Source organism: Pseudomonas migulae (genome assembly GCF_043225285.1).
Taxonomy (GTDB): Bacteria; Pseudomonadota; Gammaproteobacteria; order Pseudomonadales; family Pseudomonadaceae; genus Aquipseudomonas; species Aquipseudomonas migulae_C.
Genome location: NZ_CP171224.1, coordinates 2,870,194 through 2,891,180, shown reverse-complemented (window position 1 = coordinate 2,891,180; position 20,987 = coordinate 2,870,194). Strand labels below are relative to the sequence as shown.

Annotated in this window: 12 protein-coding genes, 2 tRNA genes and 4 rRNA genes; 9 read left to right on the top strand and 9 right to left on the bottom strand. The window is 57.0% G+C overall.

Annotation, left to right across the window (positions count from 1 at the left end):
* Positions 1–8 precede the first annotated feature (8 nt).
* Positions 9–701, bottom strand: a complete 693-nt coding sequence (gene lapG / locus ACF6ZU_RS13400; protein ID WP_392893145.1) for a cysteine protease LapG — start codon at positions 699–701, stop codon at positions 9–11.
* A gap of 199 nt (positions 702–900) precedes the next feature.
* Between lapG and ACF6ZU_RS13395 the strand changes: the two genes are divergently transcribed.
* The 5 genes from ACF6ZU_RS13395 to ACF6ZU_RS13375 all read left to right on the top strand — a co-directional run bounded on the left by ACF6ZU_RS13395 (position 901) and on the right by ACF6ZU_RS13375 (position 7,873).
* A complete protein-coding gene (locus tag ACF6ZU_RS13395; RefSeq protein ID WP_392893142.1) occupies positions 901–1,611 on the top strand; it encodes a GntR family transcriptional regulator in 711 nt (236 codons plus the stop codon).
* Between the two features lie 635 nt (positions 1,612–2,246).
* On the top strand, positions 2,247–3,023 hold the full coding sequence (locus ACF6ZU_RS13390) for a DUF3050 domain-containing protein (protein WP_392893140.1): 777 nt from the start codon (positions 2,247–2,249) through the stop codon (positions 3,021–3,023).
* Positions 3,020–3,949, top strand: coding sequence for a diiron oxygenase (locus tag ACF6ZU_RS13385; protein ID WP_392893138.1), 930 nt, complete (start codon positions 3,020–3,022; stop codon positions 3,947–3,949). Before ACF6ZU_RS13390 ends, ACF6ZU_RS13385 begins: the two co-directional genes overlap by 4 nt.
* A gap of 13 nt (positions 3,950–3,962) precedes the next feature.
* Positions 3,963–7,379, top strand: a complete 3,417-nt coding sequence (locus ACF6ZU_RS13380; protein ID WP_392893136.1) for an amino acid adenylation domain-containing protein — start codon at positions 3,963–3,965, stop codon at positions 7,377–7,379.
* A 26-nt stretch (positions 7,380–7,405) separates the two neighbouring features.
* Entirely contained in the window at positions 7,406–7,873 is a 468-nt protein-coding gene (locus ACF6ZU_RS13375) for an SRPBCC family protein (protein WP_392893134.1), read from the top strand.
* Positions 7,874–8,006: 133 nt separating this feature from the next.
* Here the strand turns inward: ACF6ZU_RS13375 and rrf (ACF6ZU_RS13370) are convergent.
* The 8 genes from rrf (ACF6ZU_RS13370) to ACF6ZU_RS13335 all read right to left on the bottom strand — a co-directional run bounded on the left by rrf (ACF6ZU_RS13370) (position 8,007) and on the right by ACF6ZU_RS13335 (position 16,484).
* Positions 8,007–8,122, bottom strand: a 5S ribosomal RNA gene (gene rrf, locus ACF6ZU_RS13370).
* 104 nt (positions 8,123–8,226) lie between these two features.
* Positions 8,227–8,342, bottom strand: a 5S ribosomal RNA gene (gene rrf, locus ACF6ZU_RS13365).
* 160 nt (positions 8,343–8,502) lie between these two features.
* A 23S ribosomal RNA gene (locus tag ACF6ZU_RS13360) occupies positions 8,503–11,394 on the bottom strand.
* Positions 11,395–11,629: 235 nt separating this feature from the next.
* Positions 11,630–11,705, bottom strand: a tRNA-Ala gene (locus tag ACF6ZU_RS13355).
* 28 nt (positions 11,706–11,733) lie between these two features.
* Positions 11,734–11,810: transfer RNA gene (locus tag ACF6ZU_RS13350), tRNA-Ile, on the bottom strand.
* 82 nt (positions 11,811–11,892) lie between these two features.
* Positions 11,893–13,429 (bottom strand): 16S ribosomal RNA (locus tag ACF6ZU_RS13345).
* The 16S, 23S and 5S rRNA genes sit together here with 2 tRNA genes alongside, the layout of an rRNA operon.
* 640 nt (positions 13,430–14,069) lie before the next feature.
* Complete coding sequence (locus ACF6ZU_RS13340) at positions 14,070–15,290, bottom strand: CaiB/BaiF CoA transferase family protein (RefSeq protein WP_392893132.1); 1,221 nt, start codon at positions 15,288–15,290, stop codon at positions 14,070–14,072.
* 12 nt (positions 15,291–15,302) lie between these two features.
* Positions 15,303–16,484: an acyl-CoA dehydrogenase gene (locus ACF6ZU_RS13335; RefSeq protein ID WP_392893130.1), complete on the bottom strand. Its 1,182-nt coding sequence runs from the start codon at positions 16,482–16,484 to the stop codon at positions 15,303–15,305.
* Between the two features lie 157 nt (positions 16,485–16,641).
* Here ACF6ZU_RS13335 and ACF6ZU_RS13330 point away from each other — a divergent pair, with 157 nt between their 5' ends.
* The 4 genes from ACF6ZU_RS13330 to ACF6ZU_RS13315 all read left to right on the top strand — a co-directional run bounded on the left by ACF6ZU_RS13330 (position 16,642) and on the right by ACF6ZU_RS13315 (position 20,870).
* Entirely contained in the window at positions 16,642–17,541 is a 900-nt protein-coding gene (locus ACF6ZU_RS13330; protein ID WP_392893128.1) for a LysR family transcriptional regulator, read from the top strand.
* A 435-nt stretch (positions 17,542–17,976) separates the two neighbouring features.
* Entirely contained in the window at positions 17,977–19,098 is a 1,122-nt protein-coding gene (locus ACF6ZU_RS13325; protein ID WP_392893126.1) for a Re/Si-specific NAD(P)(+) transhydrogenase subunit alpha, read from the top strand.
* A gap of 15 nt (positions 19,099–19,113) precedes the next feature.
* A complete protein-coding gene (locus ACF6ZU_RS13320; protein WP_003187010.1) occupies positions 19,114–19,437 on the top strand; it encodes an NAD(P) transhydrogenase subunit alpha in 324 nt (107 codons plus the stop codon).
* Positions 19,437–20,870, top strand: coding sequence for an NAD(P)(+) transhydrogenase (Re/Si-specific) subunit beta (locus ACF6ZU_RS13315; protein WP_392893121.1), 1,434 nt, complete (start codon positions 19,437–19,439; stop codon positions 20,868–20,870). The genes ACF6ZU_RS13320 and ACF6ZU_RS13315 overlap by 1 nt, the downstream gene beginning before the upstream one ends.
* Positions 20,871–20,987: the final 117 nt, after the last annotated feature.

Genomic DNA, 20,987 nt, shown 5'->3' with positions numbered 1-20,987 from the left:
GCGTGCTCCTAGTTAATCGTCTCGATCGGAAAACCTTCCGCCTGCATTTTCTTCAACACATCCTGCCAGCGGGACAAACGTTTGGTGTCACTGACTTTCTTGTTGCCTTTGGCGCCCGGCAACCACACCCCTTCGGCATTAAAAGCGTAGACCGGCAGCAGATCGGTCCGTTGGGTGGCGGGTTTGATCGTATCGATCAGGCTGTCGAGCACCAGCGGTACGGCGTCGGGGCTGGCGTAATACGTCAGCACCATGTGCGCGCGGTTCAGGCTCAAGGCCTTGACGTAGGTAATGCGCAGCTTGTCGCTGGACACGCCGAGGTGGCGCAGGCTGAAATATTTGGCGATGGCGTAGTCTTCGCAGTCACCGGCACCTTTCCACAAGGCTTCGATCGGGGTTTCCCAATAGTCGACTTCGTGCCACAGGTCGATGTCTTCCTGGTAACGCATCTGTCTGTTGAAGAACAGGTTGACCACATTGAGCTGCTCCGGCTCGCTGAGCTGCTTTTGCGTCGCCAGCAGATGCTGCCAGGCATCGATGCGCTGCTGCCCCGCGCCCAGTGGCCCGTACAATGCCTGCGCCTTGCGGCTGATCAGGGAAAAATCCCAATCGGCATGCAGACCGCCCGACAGGGCGCCGGCCAGCAGCAACGCGCAGCATAACCAGCGCAAAGTCCGAGGGATCGCGAAACGTGCCGCCAATGGGAGATATCCAGTCAGGCAGGTGGAATCGATTGATGGTGAAGGTTAGCCGGTTAAAAGACAATGGCACGGTGAGATCACTGGGAGCGCGCTAAACTTTGGGGTGTGAGCTGTTTTTCAGACGCGTTTGACAACCCGTCAGGCAGTCACTAGTGTCCTCTTGGATCCAAATTTCTTCAGTCAGACAGGGTGCGTTGTAGTGACACAGAAGCCCAACCCTCTTAGCAGTATCAAGGTCAACGGGCCGATTCCCGCTCATCTGGCCCGCTCGGTCATCGAAGAAACCCTGCGCGCCGCCATTCTTGACGGTCGCATTCCCTGCGGCACGGCGCTTCGACAACAAGACCTGGCCGACCTGTTCGGCGTCAGTCGCATGCCGGTGCGGGAAGCGTTGCGCCAGCTCGAAGCGCAAGCGTTGCTCAACGTCGTCGCCCACAAAGGTGCGGTGGTCGCACCGCTGGTCCAGGGCGATGCCACCGAAACCTACGCATTGCGGATCCTGCTGGAGTCCGAAGCCCTGCGCTTGTCGATTCCTTTGCTCACCCAAGAAGACTTCGACCAGGCGGCCCGCTACATCGACGAACTGGAAACCGAACACGACTACACCGAGATTGGCCGTCTCAACCGGCTGTTTCACATGTCGCTTTACTGCAAGGCGCCTAACCGTCGGCTATTACGGCTGATCGAAGACGGGTTGAACGAAGAGGAGCGCTTCCTGCGTTTCAACCTGGAAGCCATGGGCCTGGGCAAGTTGTCCCAGGACGATCACCGTGCGCTGTTGCAGGCCGCACAAGACCGCGACACCGAGCGCACGGTCAAGCTGCTTGAACATCACCTTAACCGGGGCGTCGAGGTCATCACGAACTACCTCAACAGCCCGGAAGCACAAAGCCGAAAAACCCCGAAATAAATCATCCCGGCCATCGTGGCGAGCAGGTCAACCTGCTCGCTGCTTGCTGCGCCTGCGAATTCTTCCCCCCACACCCAACGCTTGCACCGACCTTTGACGTGTCGGTGATAGCGGCTGCCTTGATTTACGCTCACTCTTGGACTGCCAATCACTAATAAAACGGGTGGCGCACCGCATGAGCGGCGCAATCCCCGCATCAAGAACCTACGGAAGGAGTCTTGTCACGGGAAAGGAAGCATCGGCGTCCCGGCCAACTTCCACCCCCCACATCACACTAACGATCCTCCTTAGAAAGTTGCTCGAGTGAGGCATTCACTCTTTATTTCGATTTCGACTTATATAAGCCGGAAGGAGCAACTACGCCCAAATAAAACTTAAATAAAAAGTTTTATTGGCACTTATCGCGCCTTGAAAAGTTGAACTTAAAAATAACAAACAAATAACTTGCCCAGCACTTTGCTCGTGTATTAGTTTTTCTTCGCCACCAATGATTGCTGGCTGCAACACCACAAACAAACGACTTACAAACCACTAGAGCAGTTCAGTTCATTTGAAGCATTCGTTCGCCATCAGAAAACTTCGAGCACCCGTAATTTATTGATTTCACCTAACTCCAGTCCACTTATAGGCTCGCCATGAAATCGACTAAAGATCGTCTGAACCAGAAGAAAGCAGAACTCAGTGCGCACCCGATTTTCGCTGAAATACATTCGCTTTCGGTATTGCAACGCTTTATGGAGTCTCATGTTTTTGCGGTGTGGGATTTCATGTCGCTGACCAAGCGCCTGCAACAGGAACTGACCTGTGTGAAGTTGCCGTGGTTGCCGCCGCGCGATCCGCAGGCGGCGCGACTGATCAACGAGATCGTGCTCGGTGAAGAGTCCGATGACCGTCCGGCTCACGGCCACTACAGCCATTTCGAACTGTACCTGGACGCCATGCGCGAAGTGGGCGCCAGCACGGTCGCCGTCGAGCGCTTCGTGGCGCTGCAACAGGAAGGTGTGAGTTACGACGTGGCGTTGCAAAGCGTGGACATCGACCCGGCTGCCGCGCAGTTCGTGCGCCATACCTTGCACACCGCATTGCACGCGCCGGGCCACAGCGTGGCGGCGGCTTTTCTGCACGGGCGCGAGAGCGTCATTCCGCAGATGTTCCAGCGAATTCTCGACGATTGGGGCATCGGCATCGAACAGGCGCCGACCTTTCGCTACTACCTGGAGCGGCACATCGAAGTCGATTCCGAAGACCATGGGCCGGCGGCGGAAAAACTGTTGGCGCGGCTGGTCGATGGCGATCCGCAACGGGAAGAAGACGTCTACACCAGCGCCCTCGCAGCCGTGGAAAGCCGCATCGCCCTGTGGGACGGCCTGCGCCAGAGCATGAGTGAACCGGTCGCGGAGGTGAACGCATGAACGCCGCCGACTACCAATCTTTCGCCGACGCCTGGGAAAGCCGCGCCACCATCCGCACCCGCCCGCGCCGCGTGCTGGAGAACGACGAAAAGCTGATCTACCCGCTCAGTCGCCAACCGCTGGTATTGAGTGAAACCTTTCTGCGCGAATGCCCGGAGCAACGGGATTTCGCCCTGGTGCAGACGCTCTACAAATTCATCAACGACGTGGTGATTTTCGAAACCGAGATCGTCGACAAAACCGCGCGCAGCATCGCCAAGAATCGCTTCGCCGTGGCCTTCCCGTTTGCCTGTCGCTACGACGCCATGACCGTGGTGGTGGACGAGGACTACCACGCGTTGGTGGCGATGGATTTCATGCAGCAGACCGTGGCCATGACCGGCATTTCGCCCATCGAATTGCCGGATGAAATCGAGCTCAGCCGGGCGATCCCTGCCGCCGTGGCCCTGGCACCGGAGCACCTGCGCAGCGCTGTGGAACTGATCTGCGTGGCCATCGCCGAGAACACCGTCACCGGCGATGTCGCGGCGTTCGCCAAGGACGACACGGTCAAGCAATCGATCAAGGGCCTGATGGCCGATCACTTGCTCGACGAAGGCCGTCACTCCGGCTTCTGGGCGCGACTGGTGCGCATCTACTGGCACACCGCGAGCGAAGCGGATCGCCAGTGCATCGCGCAGATTCTGCCGGTGTTCATCGGCCATTACCTGACCAACGACATTCAGAAATCCTTCGATTACCGCCTGATCGAGTCCCTGCAAATCAGCGATGCCGCGCGCCACGCACTCAAGCGTGAAGTGTCGGGGCTGGCCTTCCCGATCAATCGGCATCACCCGCTGGTCGCCAACATCGTGCGGTTTTTCCACAGCAGCTCGCTGCTCGATTCCCCGTGCGTACAAGCGGCCCTGAGCGACTACCTGGTCTAACGAGGAGCACATCATGCGACGTCTCGATATTTTGCTCATCGGGCAGAGCCAGGTCCTCAGCGACCTGGCGCTGGAACTCGAACAACACGGGCATTCACTCACACGGCTGACAAACCTGGAGCAGGCACCGGCGAACACCGCTGATTTGCTGATCGACGATGACAGCCTGCCATTCCAGCCGTACAGCGATGCTCCGCGACTGACGCTGCGCCTGGGTATCGGAATCCCGAACGCGTCGGGCCTGCCGCCGCTGGATCTGCTGTGCCTTTGCGATTCGACCTTGCTCACCCGCGTCCCGATTGCCGACGAACCCTCGGGCAACGGCCAGGCCTTGCGCCTGCGAGCGGTGGCTGAACTGGTGGATCACGTGGCGCTGTTGGTCAGCCGTTATTCGCGTGATGCGGACTATTTCCTGCTGGCCGAGCCGACAGCGCCCGTTCATTTCGAGCGAGTGGAAAGTCTGCTGTTTCTCGAAAGCCTGGCCTTCGTCCATAGGCTCAACGCCACCGTGCAGCCTCGGTTGCTGCAGCTCGCTCAGGTGCCGATGATCCAGCGCCTTGAGCAGCGCTTCATTCAGTCTGCCGAACGGCCGGCGCTGAACATTGCGGGCACTTCGCACAGCTATCGAGAATTGCACACCTATAGCCGCGCCATTCAGCAGCGCCTGCAACCGTTGCTCGTGCAGCATGACGGGCCGTTGGTGATCGGGATCTGCCTGCCGAAATGCAGCGCGTTGTATGCAGGCATTCTGGCGATCCTCGGCTGTGGCGCGGTGTACCTGCCGCTGGAACCGAGTCATCCCTTGCAGCGTCAGCAATTCATTCTGTCGAATGCCGGCGCCGTGCTGTTGCTGCATGACGGGCAGCATCCGCTGGCGGACGAGATGCCCAGCCTGGACATCAGCGCGATCCCCTTGGAGGGCGTGTATCTCGCTCAACCCTTGATGCAGCAGTGCCCTGATCTCGATGCGCCGTGCATGGCGCTCTACACCTCGGGCACTACCGGTCACCCCAAAGGCGTGTTGCTCAGCCAGGCCAACCTCGCACATTTCACCGCGTGGTACGCCGACTACGTGCAACTGACTGAACAGAGCCGCGTGTTGCAGTTTTCGTCGTTGAGTTTCGACTCGTCGCTGATCGATATCTTCCCGACCCTGTTGCAAGGCGCGGAGTTGATCGTGCCCAGCGACGACCAGCGCCGCGACCCGCTGCAACTGGTGGAACTGATCCGCCACCAACAGTTGAGCCACGCGTTTTTGCCACCGGCGTTGCTAAGCATTTTGCCGCTGGAGCAATTGCAGTGCCTGGATCACGTGATGACCGGTGGCGATGTTTGCGAACCCTATGTCATCGAGCAACTCACCCGTCAGGGCAACCTCTACAACCTCTACGGCCCGACCGAAGCCACGGTGCTGATCACCGCGCGGCAACTGCGTGCGGGTGACAGCAACCGCACCCTTGGCGCACCGATCGCCAACAGTCAGGTGTTGATTCTCGACGAGGATTTTCAACCGGTGGCCGAACACACCGTCGGCGAGTTGTACATCGTCGGACCGGGCGTGTGCCTGGGGTATCTGAACAATCCGCAGCAGACCGCCGAGCGTTATTTGAACCTGAGCCTGCCGAACGGTGCGAGCCTGCGCGCGTACCGCACCGGCGACATGGCGAAGTGGACCGGCGCGGGCATCGAGCTCTGCGGACGTCGGGATAATCAGGTAAAGATTCGCGGCTTTCGGGTCGAGCCGGAAGAGATCGAACGCTGCCTGCGCGACAGTCAGTTGTATCGCCAGGTGGCCGTGGTCATCGACAGCCAGCGGCGAATCCTCGCCTTCCTCGCCCAGCCTCAGGAGGCTCAACCCAGCGCCGCGCGTGAAGCGCTGAAAGCACACGCCAGCCAGTTTCTGCCGGACTACATGCAGCCCACCGCGTGGACCGAACTGGCGAGCATGCCGTTCGCCAGCAACGGCAAGGTGGATCGCAAAGCGTTGCAGGCGTTGCCCGTCCACATCAGCGAAAACGCGGCGCGACGCTTGCCGACCAATGCCGATGAAGCGTTGCTGCTGGAGATTTGGGCCGAGTTGCTGGAGTTGCCGGCCAGCGACATTTCTACCGACGAAAGCTTCTTCAATCTGGGCGGCCATTCGATCCTGCTGTCGCGCATGTTGCTCCGATTGCGTGAGGCGTTCGGGCGCAGCATCTCGATCAACCGCTTCATCGAACTGCCGACCATCGCGAAACTGGCCACCCTGGTACGCGGTTCCGGCACGGAAGAGGTGTTGAGCGAACAGGCCATGGCCGATGCCTTCCGCGAGCTGGATATCCAGCCGCTGCCGGTCAGCCGCATGGGCGATGTGCACAAGGTGATCGTCACGGGTGCCAACAGTTTTGTCGGCGTGCACATCGTCGAGGCGTTGCTGGCCTGGGGCGCTAGCGAAGTGGCGTGTCTGGTGCGCGAGGGCGGCGGGCAATCGGCGACGGATCGCTTCGCCCATGCTCTGCGTGAGAACCGCCTGGAGCATCTGGACCTGAGCCGGGTCCGGGTTTATGCGGCGGACATTACACAGCCCTCGCTGGGGCTCGCGACGGGCGTTTACGAGTACTTGGATCGCGAGTTCGGCGCACTGGTCCACAACGCCGCCAACGTCAATCACGTGCTCGATTACGCGTCGCTGGCAGGGGATAACGTCGAGCCGATCTTCGAGTGCCTGCGCTTGTGCGAAGGGCGCAGTAAAAAGATCTTCAACTATGTGTCGACACTGTCGGCGTCGAGCACGATTGCCGACGACGGCAGGGTGCTTGAACTGCCCGCCGCGCAGACGCCGCCGATCTACATCAAGAATGGCTACAACCTGTCCAAGTGGGTCGCTGAACGCATTCTCGAACGGGCGCGGGAACGTGGGGTGCGGGTCAACGTGTACCGGCCCGGCAACATCAGTTTCAACAGCCTCACCGGTGTCTGCCAGCCGCACAAGAACCGTTTGATGCTGATGCTCAAGGGCTCGATCCAGCTCGGACAGGTGCCGGAGTTCGCGTTGAACTTCGACCTGATGCCCGTGGACTTTCTCGCCCGCTTCATCGCCTTCCATGCCAGCCGTTACTCCGCGGAAAAAGCGGTATTCAACCTGCACAACCCCGAACCCTTGAGCTGGGACGATTACGTCGCGTCCTTCCGTGAGGCCGGCCGGGAATTTTCCATGGTCAGCGTCGCGGACTGGCAGCAGCAACTGGGCCGGGTGGACAGCGACAACGCGCTGTTCGGTGTACTGGGTTTCTACCTCAACGGCTTCGAGGAGGATATCGGCGACATCTCGATGATCGGCCACGCCAACGCCCAGGCCGGCGTGCGGCAGATGGGCGCGCACTACCCGGAAAAGTCCCCGGCACTACTACGTCGCGGCTGCGACTACCTCAAAGAAATCAATTTCATCTGATTCACTCAACCCAATGGAGCAAGACCATGAGTACTCTGCAACCCGATACCCTGATCAAGAACCCTCAAGGCTGCCTCGTCGTGTCTTCGGTGGAGGTGCCGGCGGATGCCGCAGCCGTCTGGGCGGTGGTTGGCAACTTTGCGGGTTTCGATCGCTTCATCCCGGCGCTCTCGCACATCGAGATGACGGGCGACGGCGTGTCGTCCCTGCGCAAGAAATTCTTCAAGGACGGCAACCTGGTGGTCGAGCAACTCAATTCACGGGATGACCAGGCGCGATACATGACCTGGACCACGATCTACAACACGCTGGGTGTCGCTCAATTGTGGGCGTCGATGACCGTTGAGGCGCTCGGTGTGGGCAAGTCCCGGGCGACCTGGACCATCATCGCCGAACCGGCCTCCGGCGGCACGGAGGCGCTGCCGGGGTTCAAGGATTTTGTGCAGGGGTTTGCCGATGATGCGATGGGTAATGTTTTGAAGTTGTTCGTTTAAAGCTTCAGCGTGGGGGTGACAGGACCATCAGCCTGCTTCCACGTTATCCCTCCCATCGAGCTGTCGGGATGTTAGGGGGCCTGAAACGACAAAACCCCTGTCTGCGTTAGCAGACAGGGGTTTCGGAATTCAATCTTGACGATGACCTACTCTCACATGGGGAAACCCCACACTACCATCGGCGATGCATCGTTTCACTGCTGAGTTCGGGATGGGATCAGGTGGTTCCAATGCTCTATGGTCGTCAAGAAATTCTGTGACCAGCCCGTTACGGAGTAACGTGCCAGCAAAATTGGTGACTTCTACTAAAACAAAACCCCAACTGCTTTCGCAATTGGGGTTTCGGAATTTAATCTTGACGATGACCTACTCTCACATGGGGAAACCCCACACTACCATCGGCGATGCATCGTTTCACTGCTGAGTTCGGGATGGGATCAGGTGGTTCCAATGCTCTATGGTCGTCAAGAAATTCTTGAGCTGACGCGTCTTGCGACGTTCCAGCGAATTGGGTATGCGATAGTTTGTGTGTTTGTTTCTCGAACTTTCGGTTCGTTTCGTCTTCACACACCGCAATCTGGTGCTCTTTCGCTTTTCAGCTCAAAGCTTGCAAATTGCTTGGGTGTTATATGGTCAAGCCTCACGGGCAATTAGTATTGGTTAGCTCAACGCCTCACAGCGCTTACACACCCAACCTATCAACGTCGTAGTCTTCGACGGCCCTTCAGGGGACTCAAGGTCCCAGTGAGATCTCATCTTGAGGCTAGTTTCCCGCTTAGATGCTTTCAGCGGTTATCTATTCCGAACATAGCTACCCGGCAATGCCACTGGCGTGACAACCGGAACACCAGAGGTTCGTCCACTCCGGTCCTCTCGTACTAGGAGCAGCCCCTCTCAAATCTCAAACGTCCACGGCAGATAGGGACCGAACTGTCTCACGACGTTCTAAACCCAGCTCGCGTACCACTTTAAATGGCGAACAGCCATACCCTTGGGACCGGCTTCAGCCCCAGGATGTGATGAGCCGACATCGAGGTGCCAAACACCGCCGTCGATATGAACTCTTGGGCGGTATCAGCCTGTTATCCCCGGAGTACCTTTTATCCGTTGAGCGATGGCCCTTCCATACAGAACCACCGGATCACTAAGACCTACTTTCGTACCTGCTCGACGTGTCTGTCTCGCAGTCAAGCGCGCTTTTGCCTTTATACTCTACGACCGATTTCCGACCGGTCTGAGCGCACCTTCGTACTCCTCCGTTACTCTTTAGGAGGAGACCGCCCCAGTCAAACTACCCACCATACACTGTCCTCGATCCGGATAACGGACCTGAGTTAGAACCTCAAAGTTGCCAGGGTGGTATTTCAAGGATGGCTCCACGCGAACTGGCGTCCACGCTTCAAAGCCTCCCACCTATCCTACACAAGCAAATTCAAAGTCCAGTGCAAAGCTATAGTAAAGGTTCACGGGGTCTTTCCGTCTAGCCGCGGATACACTGCATCTTCACAGCGATTTCAATTTCACTGAGTCTCGGGTGGAGACAGCGCCGCCATCGTTACGCCATTCGTGCAGGTCGGAACTTACCCGACAAGGAATTTCGCTACCTTAGGACCGTTATAGTTACGGCCGCCGTTTACCGGGGCTTCGATCAAGAGCTTCGCGTTAGCTAACCCCATCAATTAACCTTCCGGCACCGGGCAGGCGTCACACCCTATACGTCCACTTTCGTGTTTGCAGAGTGCTGTGTTTTTAATAAACAGTCGCAGCGGCCTGGTATCTTCGACCGGCATGAGCTTACGGAGCAAGTCCTTCACCCTCACCGGCGCACCTTCTCCCGAAGTTACGGTGCCATTTTGCCTAGTTCCTTCACCCGAGTTCTCTCAAGCGCCTTGGTATTCTCTACCCAACCACCTGTGTCGGTTTGGGGTACGGTTCCTGGTTACCTGAAGCTTAGAAGCTTTTCTTGGAAGCATGGCATCAACCACTTCGTGTTCTAAAAGAACACTCGTCATCAGCTCTCGGCCTTAGAATCCCGGATTTACCTAAGATTCCAGCCTACCACCTTAAACTTGGACAACCAACGCCAAGCTGGCCTAGCCTTCTCCGTCCCTCCATCGCAATAACCAGAAGTACAGGAATATTAACCTGTTTTCCATCGACTACGCTTTTCAGCCTCGCCTTAGGGACCGACTAACCCTGCGTCGATTAACGTTGCGCAGGAAACCTTGGTCTTTCGGCGTGGGTGTTTTTCACACCCATTGTCGTTACTCATGTCAGCATTCGCACTTCTGATACCTCCAGCAAGCTTCTCAACTCACCTTCACAGGCTTACAGAACGCTCCTCTACCGCATCACCTAAGTGATACCCGTAGCTTCGGTGTATGGTTTGAGCCCCGTTACATCTTCCGCGCAGGCCGACTCGACTAGTGAGCTATTACGCTTTCTTTAAAGGGTGGCTGCTTCTAAGCCAACCTCCTAGCTGTCTAAGCCTTCCCACATCGTTTCCCACTTAACCATAACTTTGGGACCTTAGCTGACGGTCTGGGTTGTTTCCCTTTTCACGACGGACGTTAGCACCCGCCGTGTGTCTCCCATGCTCGGCACTTGTAGGTATTCGGAGTTTGCATCGGTTTGGTAAGTCGGGATGACCCCCTAGCCGAAACAGTGCTCTACCCCCTACAGTGATACATGAGGCGCTACCTAAATAGCTTTCGAGGAGAACCAGCTATCTCCGAGCTTGATTAGCCTTTCACTCCGATCCACAGGTCATCCGCTAACTTTTCAACGGTAGTCGGTTCGGTCCTCCAGTTAGTGTTACCCAACCTTCAACCTGCCCATGGATAGATCGCCCGGTTTCGGGTCTATTCCCAGCGACTAGACGCCCTATTAAGACTCGCTTTCGCTACGCCTCCCCTATTCGGTTAAGCTCGCCACTGAAAATAAGTCGCTGACCCATTATACAAAAGGTACGCAGTCACCCAACAAAGTGGGCTCCCACTGCTTGTACGCATACGGTTTCAGGATCTATTTCACTCCCCTCTCCGGGGTTCTTTTCGCCTTTCCCTCACGGTACTAGTTCACTATCGGTCAGTCAGTAGTATTTAGCCTTGGAGGATGGTCCCCCCATATTCAGACAAAGTTTCTCGTGCTCCGTCCTACTCGATTTCATGACTAAGAGATTTTCGCGTACAGGGCTATCACCCACTATGGCCGCACTTTCCAGAGCGTTCCGCTAATCTCAAAGCCACTTAAGGGCTAGTCCCCGTTCGCTCGCCACTACTAAGGGAATCTCGGTTGATTTCTTTTCCTCAGGGTACTTAGATGTTTCAGTTCCCCTGGTTCGCTTCTTAAGCCTATGTATTCAGCTTAAGATACCTAACTTATGTTAGGTGGGTTCCCCCATTCAGACATCTCCGGATCAAAGTCTGTTTGCCGACTCCCCGAAGCTTTTCGCAGGCTACCACGTCTTTCATCGCCTCTGACTGCCAAGGCATCCACCGTATGCGCTTCTTCACTTGACCATATAACCCCAAGCAATCTGGTTATACTGTGAAGACGACATTCGCCGAAAATTCGCGATTAAACTCACAAATTTTACCTTAGCCTGATCCGTTACCAGTGAAAGTAACGTTCAGTCTATCTTTCTATCACATACCCAAATTTTTAAAGAACGATCTAGCCAAAGACTAGAAATCAACATTCACCATGTCACCATGGAATGCTCATTTCTAAGCTTTCAACAAACAGAAGCAGTAGTGGTGGAGCCAAACGGGATCGAACCGTTGACCTCCTGCGTGCAAGGCAGGCGCTCTCCCAGCTGAGCTATGGCCCCGTATTGCTACAGGATCCCACACAAAAATTGGTGGGTCTGGGCAGATTCGAACTGCCGACCTCACCCTTATCAGGGGTGCGCTCTAACCAACTGAGCTACAGACCCAATTTCGGGCTGCTTCTTATCGTCTTCTTCAATGAATCAAGCAATTCGTGTGGGAACTTATGGAGCAGCTGATGTCGTCGATTAAGGAGGTGATCCAGCCGCAGGTTCCCCTACGGCTACCTTGTTACGACTTCACCCCAGTCATGAATCACACCGTGGTAACCGTCCTCCCGAAGGTTAGACTAGCTACTTCTGGTGCAACCCACTCCCATGGTGTGACGGGCGGTGTGTACAAGGCCCGGGAACGTATTCACCGCGACATTCTGATTCGCGATTACTAGCGATTCCGACTTCACGCAGTCGAGTTGCAGACTGCGATCCGGACTACGATCGGTTTTATGGGATTAGCTCCACCTCGCGGCTTGGCAACCCTCTGTACCGACCATTGTAGCACGTGTGTAGCCCAGGCCGTAAGGGCCATGATGACTTGACGTCATCCCCACCTTCCTCCGGTTTGTCACCGGCAGTCTCCTTAGAGTGCCCACCATTACGTGCTGGTAACTAAGGACAAGGGTTGCGCTCGTTACGGGACTTAACCCAACATCTCACGACACGAGCTGACGACAGCCATGCAGCACCTGTCTCAATGTTCCCGAAGGCACCAATCCATCTCTGGAAAGTTCATTGGATGTCAAGGCCTGGTAAGGTTCTTCGCGTTGCTTCGAATTAAACCACATGCTCCACCGCTTGTGCGGGCCCCCGTCAATTCATTTGAGTTTTAACCTTGCGGCCGTACTCCCCAGGCGGTCAACTTAATGCGTTAGCTGCGCCACTAAGAGCTCAAGGCTCCCAACGGCTAGTTGACATCGTTTACGGCGTGGACTACCAGGGTATCTAATCCTGTTTGCTCCCCACGCTTTCGCACCTCAGTGTCAGTATCAGTCCAGGTGGTCGCCTTCGCCACTGGTGTTCCTTCCTATATCTACGCATTTCACCGCTACACAGGAAATTCCACCACCCTCTACCATACTCTAGCTTGTCAGTTTTGAATGCAGTTCCCAGGTTGAGCCCGGGGCTTTCACATCCAACTTAACAAACCACCTACGCGCGCTTTACGCCCAGTAATTCCGATTAACGCTTGCACCCTCTGTATTACCGCGGCTGCTGGCACAGAGTTAGCCGGTGCTTATTCTGTCGGTAACGTCAAAACAGCAAAGTATTAATTTACTGCCCTTCCTCCCAACTTAAAGTGCTTTACAATCCGAAGACCTTCTTCACACACGCGGCATGGCTGGATCAGGCTTTCGCCCATTGTCCAATATTCCCCACTGCTGCCTCCCGTAGGAGTCTGGACCGTGTCTCAGTTCCAGTGTGACTGATCATCCTCTCAGACCAGTTACGGATCGTCGCCTTGGTGAGCCATTACCTCACCAACTAGCTAATCCGACCTAGGCTCATCTGATAGCGCAAGGCCCGAAGGTCCCCTGCTTTCTCCCGTAGGACGTATGCGGTATTAGCGTCCGTTTCCGAACGTTATCCCCCACTACCAGGCAGATTCCTAGGCATTACTCACCCGTCCGCCGCTCTCAAGAGAAGCAAGCTTCTCTCTACCGCTCGACTTGCATGTGTTAGGCCTGCCGCCAGCGTTCAATCTGAGCCATGATCAAACTCTTCAGTTCAAACATCTTTGGGTTTTTAAGAAACCCTAAACTTGGCTCAGCAATCGTTGGTTACATCTTTGATTTCTCGCGGAGTAACTTGTGATGCTGATAATCTTGTTGACTATCAGTCTGACTCCACAAGCACCCACACGAATTGCTTGATTCAGTTGTTAAAGAGCGGTTGGTTAAGATCTTTCGTCTCAACCGAGGCGCGCATTCTACAGCAGCCTCTGTTGCTGTCAAGCGGTTATTTTCAGAAGTTTTCAAAGTTTCCTTTGCAACTTCAACCACTTGCGCTTCCGATCTCTCGTTAGCGGGAGGCGAATTCTACAGCGTTACTCGCTGCTGTCAACACCTCTTTTTCTCCGCTTTCGACCGAGAAGATCGAACCGCCCATCAAGCCTTACAACACCGCCTGACCGACTCCTTCTGGGCTTCGATGACCTGAAGCAACTCGCCGTCGAAAACTGCGTAACTCATTGTTTACCAAGGAGTTTTCCGTTTCGACTGCGCCGGAAGTGGGGCGAATTATAGACTTCCAGAATCTGCCGTCAACCCCTGATTTGGCTTTTCTATCAATAACTTGCAGAAACCCGAAAAACAGCCCGATTCTCTCTATATAGAGAAGCGAAAACACGCCTCTATATAGAAGAACCCCTTAAAGAACCCCTGCCTCTTTAAGAGAGATCACCGCGGTAGCGTCCAGCCCCAACACGCGCTGCAACACCTCCGACGTATGCTCCCCCAATAAAGGCGGCGCATTACGGTACTCCACAGGCGTTTCGGACAGACGAATCGGGCTTGCTACCTGCGGCACCACCCCGGCCAACACATGAGGCAGCTCGATCGCCAACCCCCGCGCCTTCACCTGAGGATCAGCGAACATCTGCGCCAGGTCATTGATCGGGCCACACGGCACGCCGGCCTGCTCCAGTTGCGACACCCATTCAGCGGTGGTCTTGAACACCGTCGCCTGGCGAATCAACGGAATCAGTACCGCCCGGTTCGCCACGCGCAACTTGTTGGTGGCAAAACGCGGATCATCCGCCCACTGCGGCTGACCGGCCACCTCTGCAAACTTACGGAATTGCCCGTCATTACCCACGGTAAGGATGAAATCGCCATCTGCCGTAGGAAAATCCTGATAAGGCACGATATTCGGATGCGCATTACCGAGACGCTTTGGCGCATTGCCCGTCGTCAGGTAGTTCATCGCCTGGTTAGCGAGGCACGCGACCTGGACATCCAGCAACGCCATATCGATATGCTGACCGCCACCGTCATGATCCCGATGCGCAAGCGCTGCCAGGATCGCCACCGTCGAATAAAGCCCAGTGAGAATATCCGTCAGTGCCACACCGACTTTCACCGGTCCGGCACCCTCATCACCTTCCGGGCGACCCGTAAGACTCATCAGGCCACCCAGGCCCTGAATCATGAAGTCATAACCCGCACGCTTGGCGTACGGCCCGGTCTGGCCAAACCCGGTAATCGAGCAATAGATCAGGTTCGGATTGATCGCCTTGAGCGACTCATAGTCCAGCCCATAAGCCGCCAGACCACCCACCTTGAAGTTCTCGATCAGGATGTCTGACTTGGCGGCCAGCTCACGCACCAGCTTCTGCCCTTCCGGGCGCGTGAAGTCGATGGTGACCGATTGCTTGTTGCGATTGGCCGACAGGTAATAGGCGGCCTCGCTGGTGTTCTCGCCATAGGCGTCCTTAAGGAAAGGAGGCCCCCAGGCGCGCGTGTCATCGCCATTGCCCGGACGCTCGACCTTGATCACCTCAGCGCCAAGGTCCGCCAGGATCTGCCCGGACCACGGCCCGGCCAGCACCCGCGATAAATCCAGTACCCGTAGATGCGAAAGCGCGCCCATGGCGTTCTCCTATTAATAGAACGCTTGAAGGCCGGTCTGCGCACGACCGAGGATCAGCGCATGGACGTCATGCGTCCCCTCATAGGTGTTCACCACTTCCAGGTTGACCAGATGACGGGCCACGCCGAACTCATCGGAGATACCGTTACCGCCCAACATGTCACGCGCCATCCGGGCGATGTCCAGGGACTTGCCGCAGGAGTTGCGCTTCATCATCGAAGTGATCTCGACTGCCGCAGTACCTTCATCCTTCATGCGACCCAGCCGCAGGCAGCCTTGCAGCGCCAGAGTGATCTCGGTCTGCATGTCGGCCAGCTTCTTCTGGATCAGCTGGGTAGCCGCCAATGGACGACCGAACTGCTGACGGTCCAAGGTGTACTGGCGAGCGGTGTGCCAGCAGAACTCGGCAGCGCCCAGAGCGCCCCAGGAAATGCCGTAACGAGCGGAGTTAAGGCAGGTAAAAGGGCCTTTCAAACCACGGACGTCAGGGAAGATGTTCTCTTCAGGGACAAACACGTTGTCCATGACGATTTCACCGGTGATGGACGCACGCAGACCGACCTTGCCGTGAATCGCCGGAGCGCTGAGGCCTTTCCAGCCCTTTTCCAGCACGAAGCCACGGATGTCGCCGGCATCGTCCTTGCCCCAGACCACGAACACATCGGCGATCGGGCTGTTGGTGATCCACATCTTGCTGCCGGTCAGGCTGTAGCCGCCTTCCACCTTACGTGCACGAGTAATCATCGCGCCCGGGTCGGAACCGTGGTTCGGCTCGGTCAGACCGAAGCAGCCAATCCACTCACCGGTTGCAAGCTTTGGCAGGTACTTCTGCTTTTGCGCTTCAGTGCCGAATTCGTTGATCGGCACCATCACCAAAGAGGACTGCACGCTCATCATCGAGCGATAACCCGAGTCGACGCGCTCGACTTCGCGAGCGATCAAACCGTAGCTGACGTAGTTCAGACCACTGCCGCCGTACTGCTCAGGGATGGTTGCGCCCAGAAGACCCACTTCACCCATCTCACGGAAAATCGCCGGATCGGTCTTTTCATGGCGGAAAGCTTCAAGAACACGCGGCGCGAGCTTTTGCTGAGCGAATTGCTCGGCGGTGTCGCGAATCATGCGCTCTTCTTCGGTGAGCTGTTGATCCAGCAGCAGGGGATCGATCCAGTTGAAGCTAGCTTTACCGCCCATGAGTGTGTCCTCTCGAATCGGGTCAAATAACGTGGACTGATCCTAGGCCCGGTTCGGCGCCACCGCAAACGAGGATTTTGCATACTGTTGTGCTAATTTCTCACTCCGTAACGTCGCGAAACAGCTTTTATGCGATGTATTAGTGAGGTTGATGTACATGCGCAGAAAAATACCCAGCACAGCGGCTTTGATCAGCTTTGAGGCGGCCGCGCGCCACGAGAGCTTCACCAAGGCAGCCCAGGAACTTTCACTTACCCAGGGAGCGATTTGCCGACAGATCGCCAGCCTCGAGGAGTTCCTGAGCGTGGAATTGTTCCGACGCTCAAGACGCGGCGTGAAGCTGACCGAAGCCGGTCTTTCCTACAGCCGCAGGGTCGCCACCCAACTGGATGCCGTTGAACGCGACACCCTGTCGGTGATGGGCCAGCAGGGCACAAATGTGATTGAACTGGCGGTCGTGCCGACCTTCGGCACTCAGTGGCTACTGCCACGGCTCAAGGACTTCCAGCAAAAGCACCCGGAGGTGACGGTCAACCTCACCAACCGCACGCGCCCCTTCCTGTTTGCCGACACAGACTTCGATGCAGCGATCTACTTCGGAGACGCGGATTGGTCAGGGACTGAATCCCACAGGCTGATGGGCGAAAATCCGATGCCGGTGTGCAGCCCCAGCCTACTGGGGAAAAAGACAAACCTCACACCCGCTGAAATTGCCGAACTGCCCTTGCTGCAACAAACCACTCGACCTTACGCCTGGCGCCAATGGTTCAACTCGCAGCACCTGAATATCCCGCGCGACATGACAGGCCCGCGCTACGAGCTATTCTCCATGCTTGCCCAGGCGGCGATGCATGACATGGGGGTCGCCTTGATCCCACCGTTCCTGATTCAGCGAGAACTGGCGGAGAAGCGACTGGTGATTGCCAACGTTCAGGCGCTGTCCAGCATCAAGGCGTATTACTTGATGATTCCTGAGCGAAAGGTCGAATCTGCGTCATTGAAGGCTTTTCGCGACTGGCTGGTGAATCAGGCACAGAGCTACAGCTTAGAAGGATAAAGGCTTTAATCGATTATCTGACCTCGTAGTCAGTAAATTCAAAGCCCTACAGATATAAGTATTTGTCGCATATTCGCAGACTGTATCGGGAAGCGGTACAAACGTCCCACAAGCGCCTGAAGACGTGGCCTTCAGCCTCTATCCGCGACCAATATCGCCTCATTCACCGAGCCGATGTGAAAATTCTTTAAATTCGGCCCGAATCCTTACAAGGCACGGCCTGCAAGGGATTGAGCTGGTCGGTTGCGACATTCGGTCACGGGGTGACTTGTAGTTAATTTTCCGTCACCCGTCATAATCCCTTGAAGGGCACAAAGTTCGCCTGCAAAATGCCGCGCCCCGCCCTGATTTGGCGGGATCGTGCTGATCGGCCGCCCCAGCCGCACCATCCGAAGTGCCTGGGTTTACTCAATAAGATCACGCAGGAGATTTGACGTGCACATTGGTGTTCCTCTCGAAACCCAGACGGGTGAAACACGGGTTGCTGCAACCCCGGAAACCATCAAGAAGCTGATCGGCCAGGGTCATAAGGTCACTGTTCAAAGCGGCGCCGGCGTAAAAGCCAGCGTTGTCGACAGTGCTTATGAAGCGGCAGGCGCAACCATTGGCAGCGCCAACGATGCGTTTGGTGCCGAGCTGATTCTCAAGGTGGTCGCCCCCAGCGACAGCGAACTTGCTCTGATCAAGAGCGGCACTGTTGTGGTCGGCATGCTCAACCCGTACAGCAATGAAACCATTGCCAAGCTGGCTGAGTGCGGCATTACCGCGTTCGCACTGGAAGCGGCGCCGCGTACTTCCCGCGCCCAGAGCCTTGATGTGTTGTCCTCCCAAGCCAACATCGCCGGTTACAAGTCGGTGTTGCTGGCCGCTCACCACTATCCACGCTTCATGCCGATGCTGATGACAGCAGCGGGCACCGTGAAAGCGGCGCGCGTGCTGATTCTCGGCGCCGGTGTGGCCGGTTTGCAGGCGATCGCTACGGCGAAACGTCTGGGTGCGGTGATCGAAGCGTCTGACGTGCGTCCTGCCGTAAAAGAACAGATCGAATCCCTTGGCGCCAAGTTCGTCGACGTACCTTACGAGACCGACGAAGAGCGCGAATGCGCCGTCGGTGTCGGTGGTTACGCCCGTCCGATGCCGGCGAGCTGGATGCAGCGCCAGGCCCTGGCCGTGCACGAACGCGCCAAGCAGGCTGACATCGTGATCACCACCGCACTGATTCCGGGCCGCAAGGCGCCGACGCTGCTCAGCGCGGAAACCGTCGCGCAGATGAAGCCGGGCTCCGTGGTCATCGACCTCGCCGCCGCTCAGGGTGGCAACTGCCCGCTGACCGTGGCGGATCAGGTGGTGGTCGAGAATGGCGTGACCATTTGCGGCCCGACCAACCTGGCCGGCGAAGTCGCGGCAGACGCTTCGGCCCTGTACGCACGCAACCTGCTGGACTTCCTGAAGCTGGTCTTCAACAAGGAAGGCCAGTTCGAGATCAACCTCGAAGACGACATCGTCGCCGCGTGCCTGATGTGCCGCGACGGCCAAGTCATCCGCAAAAACGCCTAAGCAGGGATTCAGACGATGGAAGAGCTTATCTCCCCCGGTATCTACAACCTGATCATCTTCGTGCTGGCGATTTATGTCGGTTATCACGTGGTCTGGAACGTTACACCTGCCTTGCACACGCCTTTGATGGCGGTGACCAACGCGATCTCGGCGATCGTGATCGTCGGCGCCATGCTCGCCGCAGCGCTGACCGTCACCCCGCTGGGCAAGACCATGGGCACCCTCGCGGTGGCACTGGCGGCGGTCAACGTCTTCGGTGGCTTCCTGGTGACCCGCCGGATGCTTGAGATGTTCAAGAAAAAAGCCCCGAAAGCCGTAAAAGAAGAGGCGCCTAAGTAATGAGCATGAACCTTGTAACGACGCTCTACTTGATCGCGTCCATCTGCTTCATCCAGGCCCTCAAAGGCCTGTCGCACCCGACCACGTCGCGTCGCGGCAACCTGTTCGGCATGCTCGGCATGGGCTTGGCGATTCTCACCACCGTGGGCCTCATCTATAAGCTGGGCGCTGAGCTGGCCACTGCGGGCATCGGTTACGTCATCGTCGGTCTGCTGATCGGCGGCACCGCCGGTTCGATCATGGCCAAGCGCGTGGAAATGACCAAGATGCCGGAACTGGTCGCCTTCATGCACAGCATGATTGGTCTGGCCGCGGTGTTCATCGCGATTGCCGCTGTTGTTGAGCCGCAATCTCTGGGCATCGTCAAGCAATTGGGCGATTCGATTCCGGCGGGTAACCGTCTGGAACTGTTCCTCGGCGCCGCCATCGGTGCAATCACCTTCTCCGGTTCGGTGATCGCATTCGGCAAGCTATCGGGCAAGTACAAGTTCCGCCTGTTCCAGGGCGCACCGGTACAGTTCGGCGGCCAACACAAGCTGAACCTGCTGCTGGGTCTGGCGACGCTGGCACTGGGCATCACCTTCATGCTGACCGGCAACCTCAGCGCCTTCGCGCTGATGCTGGCCCTGGCCTTCGTGATGGGCGTGCTGATCATCATCCCGATCGGTGGCGCGGACATGCCGGTGGTGGTATCGATGCTCAACAGCTATTCCGGCTGGGCGGCAGCGGGCATCGGCTTCTCGCTGAACAACTCGATGCTGATCATCGCTGGCTCGCTGGTGGGTTCGTCCGGTGCGATCCTCTCGTACATCATGTGCAAGGCGATGAACCGTTCCTTCTTTAATGTATTGCTCGGTGGTTTCGGCAACACGGCGGATGCTGGTCCTGCCGGCGCCAAGGAAGCCCGCCCGGTGAAATCCGGTTCGGCTGACGATGCGACCTTCCTTCTGACCAACGCCGACACCGTGATCATCGTTCCGGGCTACGGCCTGGCGGTCGCTCGTGCGCAGCACGCGCTGAAGGAATTGACCGAGAAGCTGACCCACCGCGGCGTGACCGTGAAGTACGCGATCCACCCGGTTGCCGGCCGGATGCCTGGCCACATGAACGTTCTGCTGGCCGAGGCCGAAGTGCCTTACGACCAGGTGTTCGAGATGGAGGACATCAACTCCGAATTCGGTCAGGCCGACGTGGTGCTGGTGCTCGGCGCCAACGATGTGGTCAATCCGGCCGCGAAGAACGATCCGAAATCGCCGATTGCCGGCATGCCGATCCTCGAAGCGTTCAAGGCCAAGACGATCATCGTCAACAAGCGTTCGATGGCCAGCGGTTATGCCGGCCTGGACAACGAACTGTTCTACCTCGACAAAACCATGATGGTCTTCGGCGACGCCAAGAAAGTCATCGAGGACATGGTTAAAGCCGTCGAGTAAAAACTGCTCCAGCGCAATACCCAAAACCTCAGCCTTTAGTAGGCTGGGGTTTTTTTATGCCCCGTGAAACCCGACCAAAGGCTCTAAATCAGGGTTCCGCATTCGACCATGGTAGCG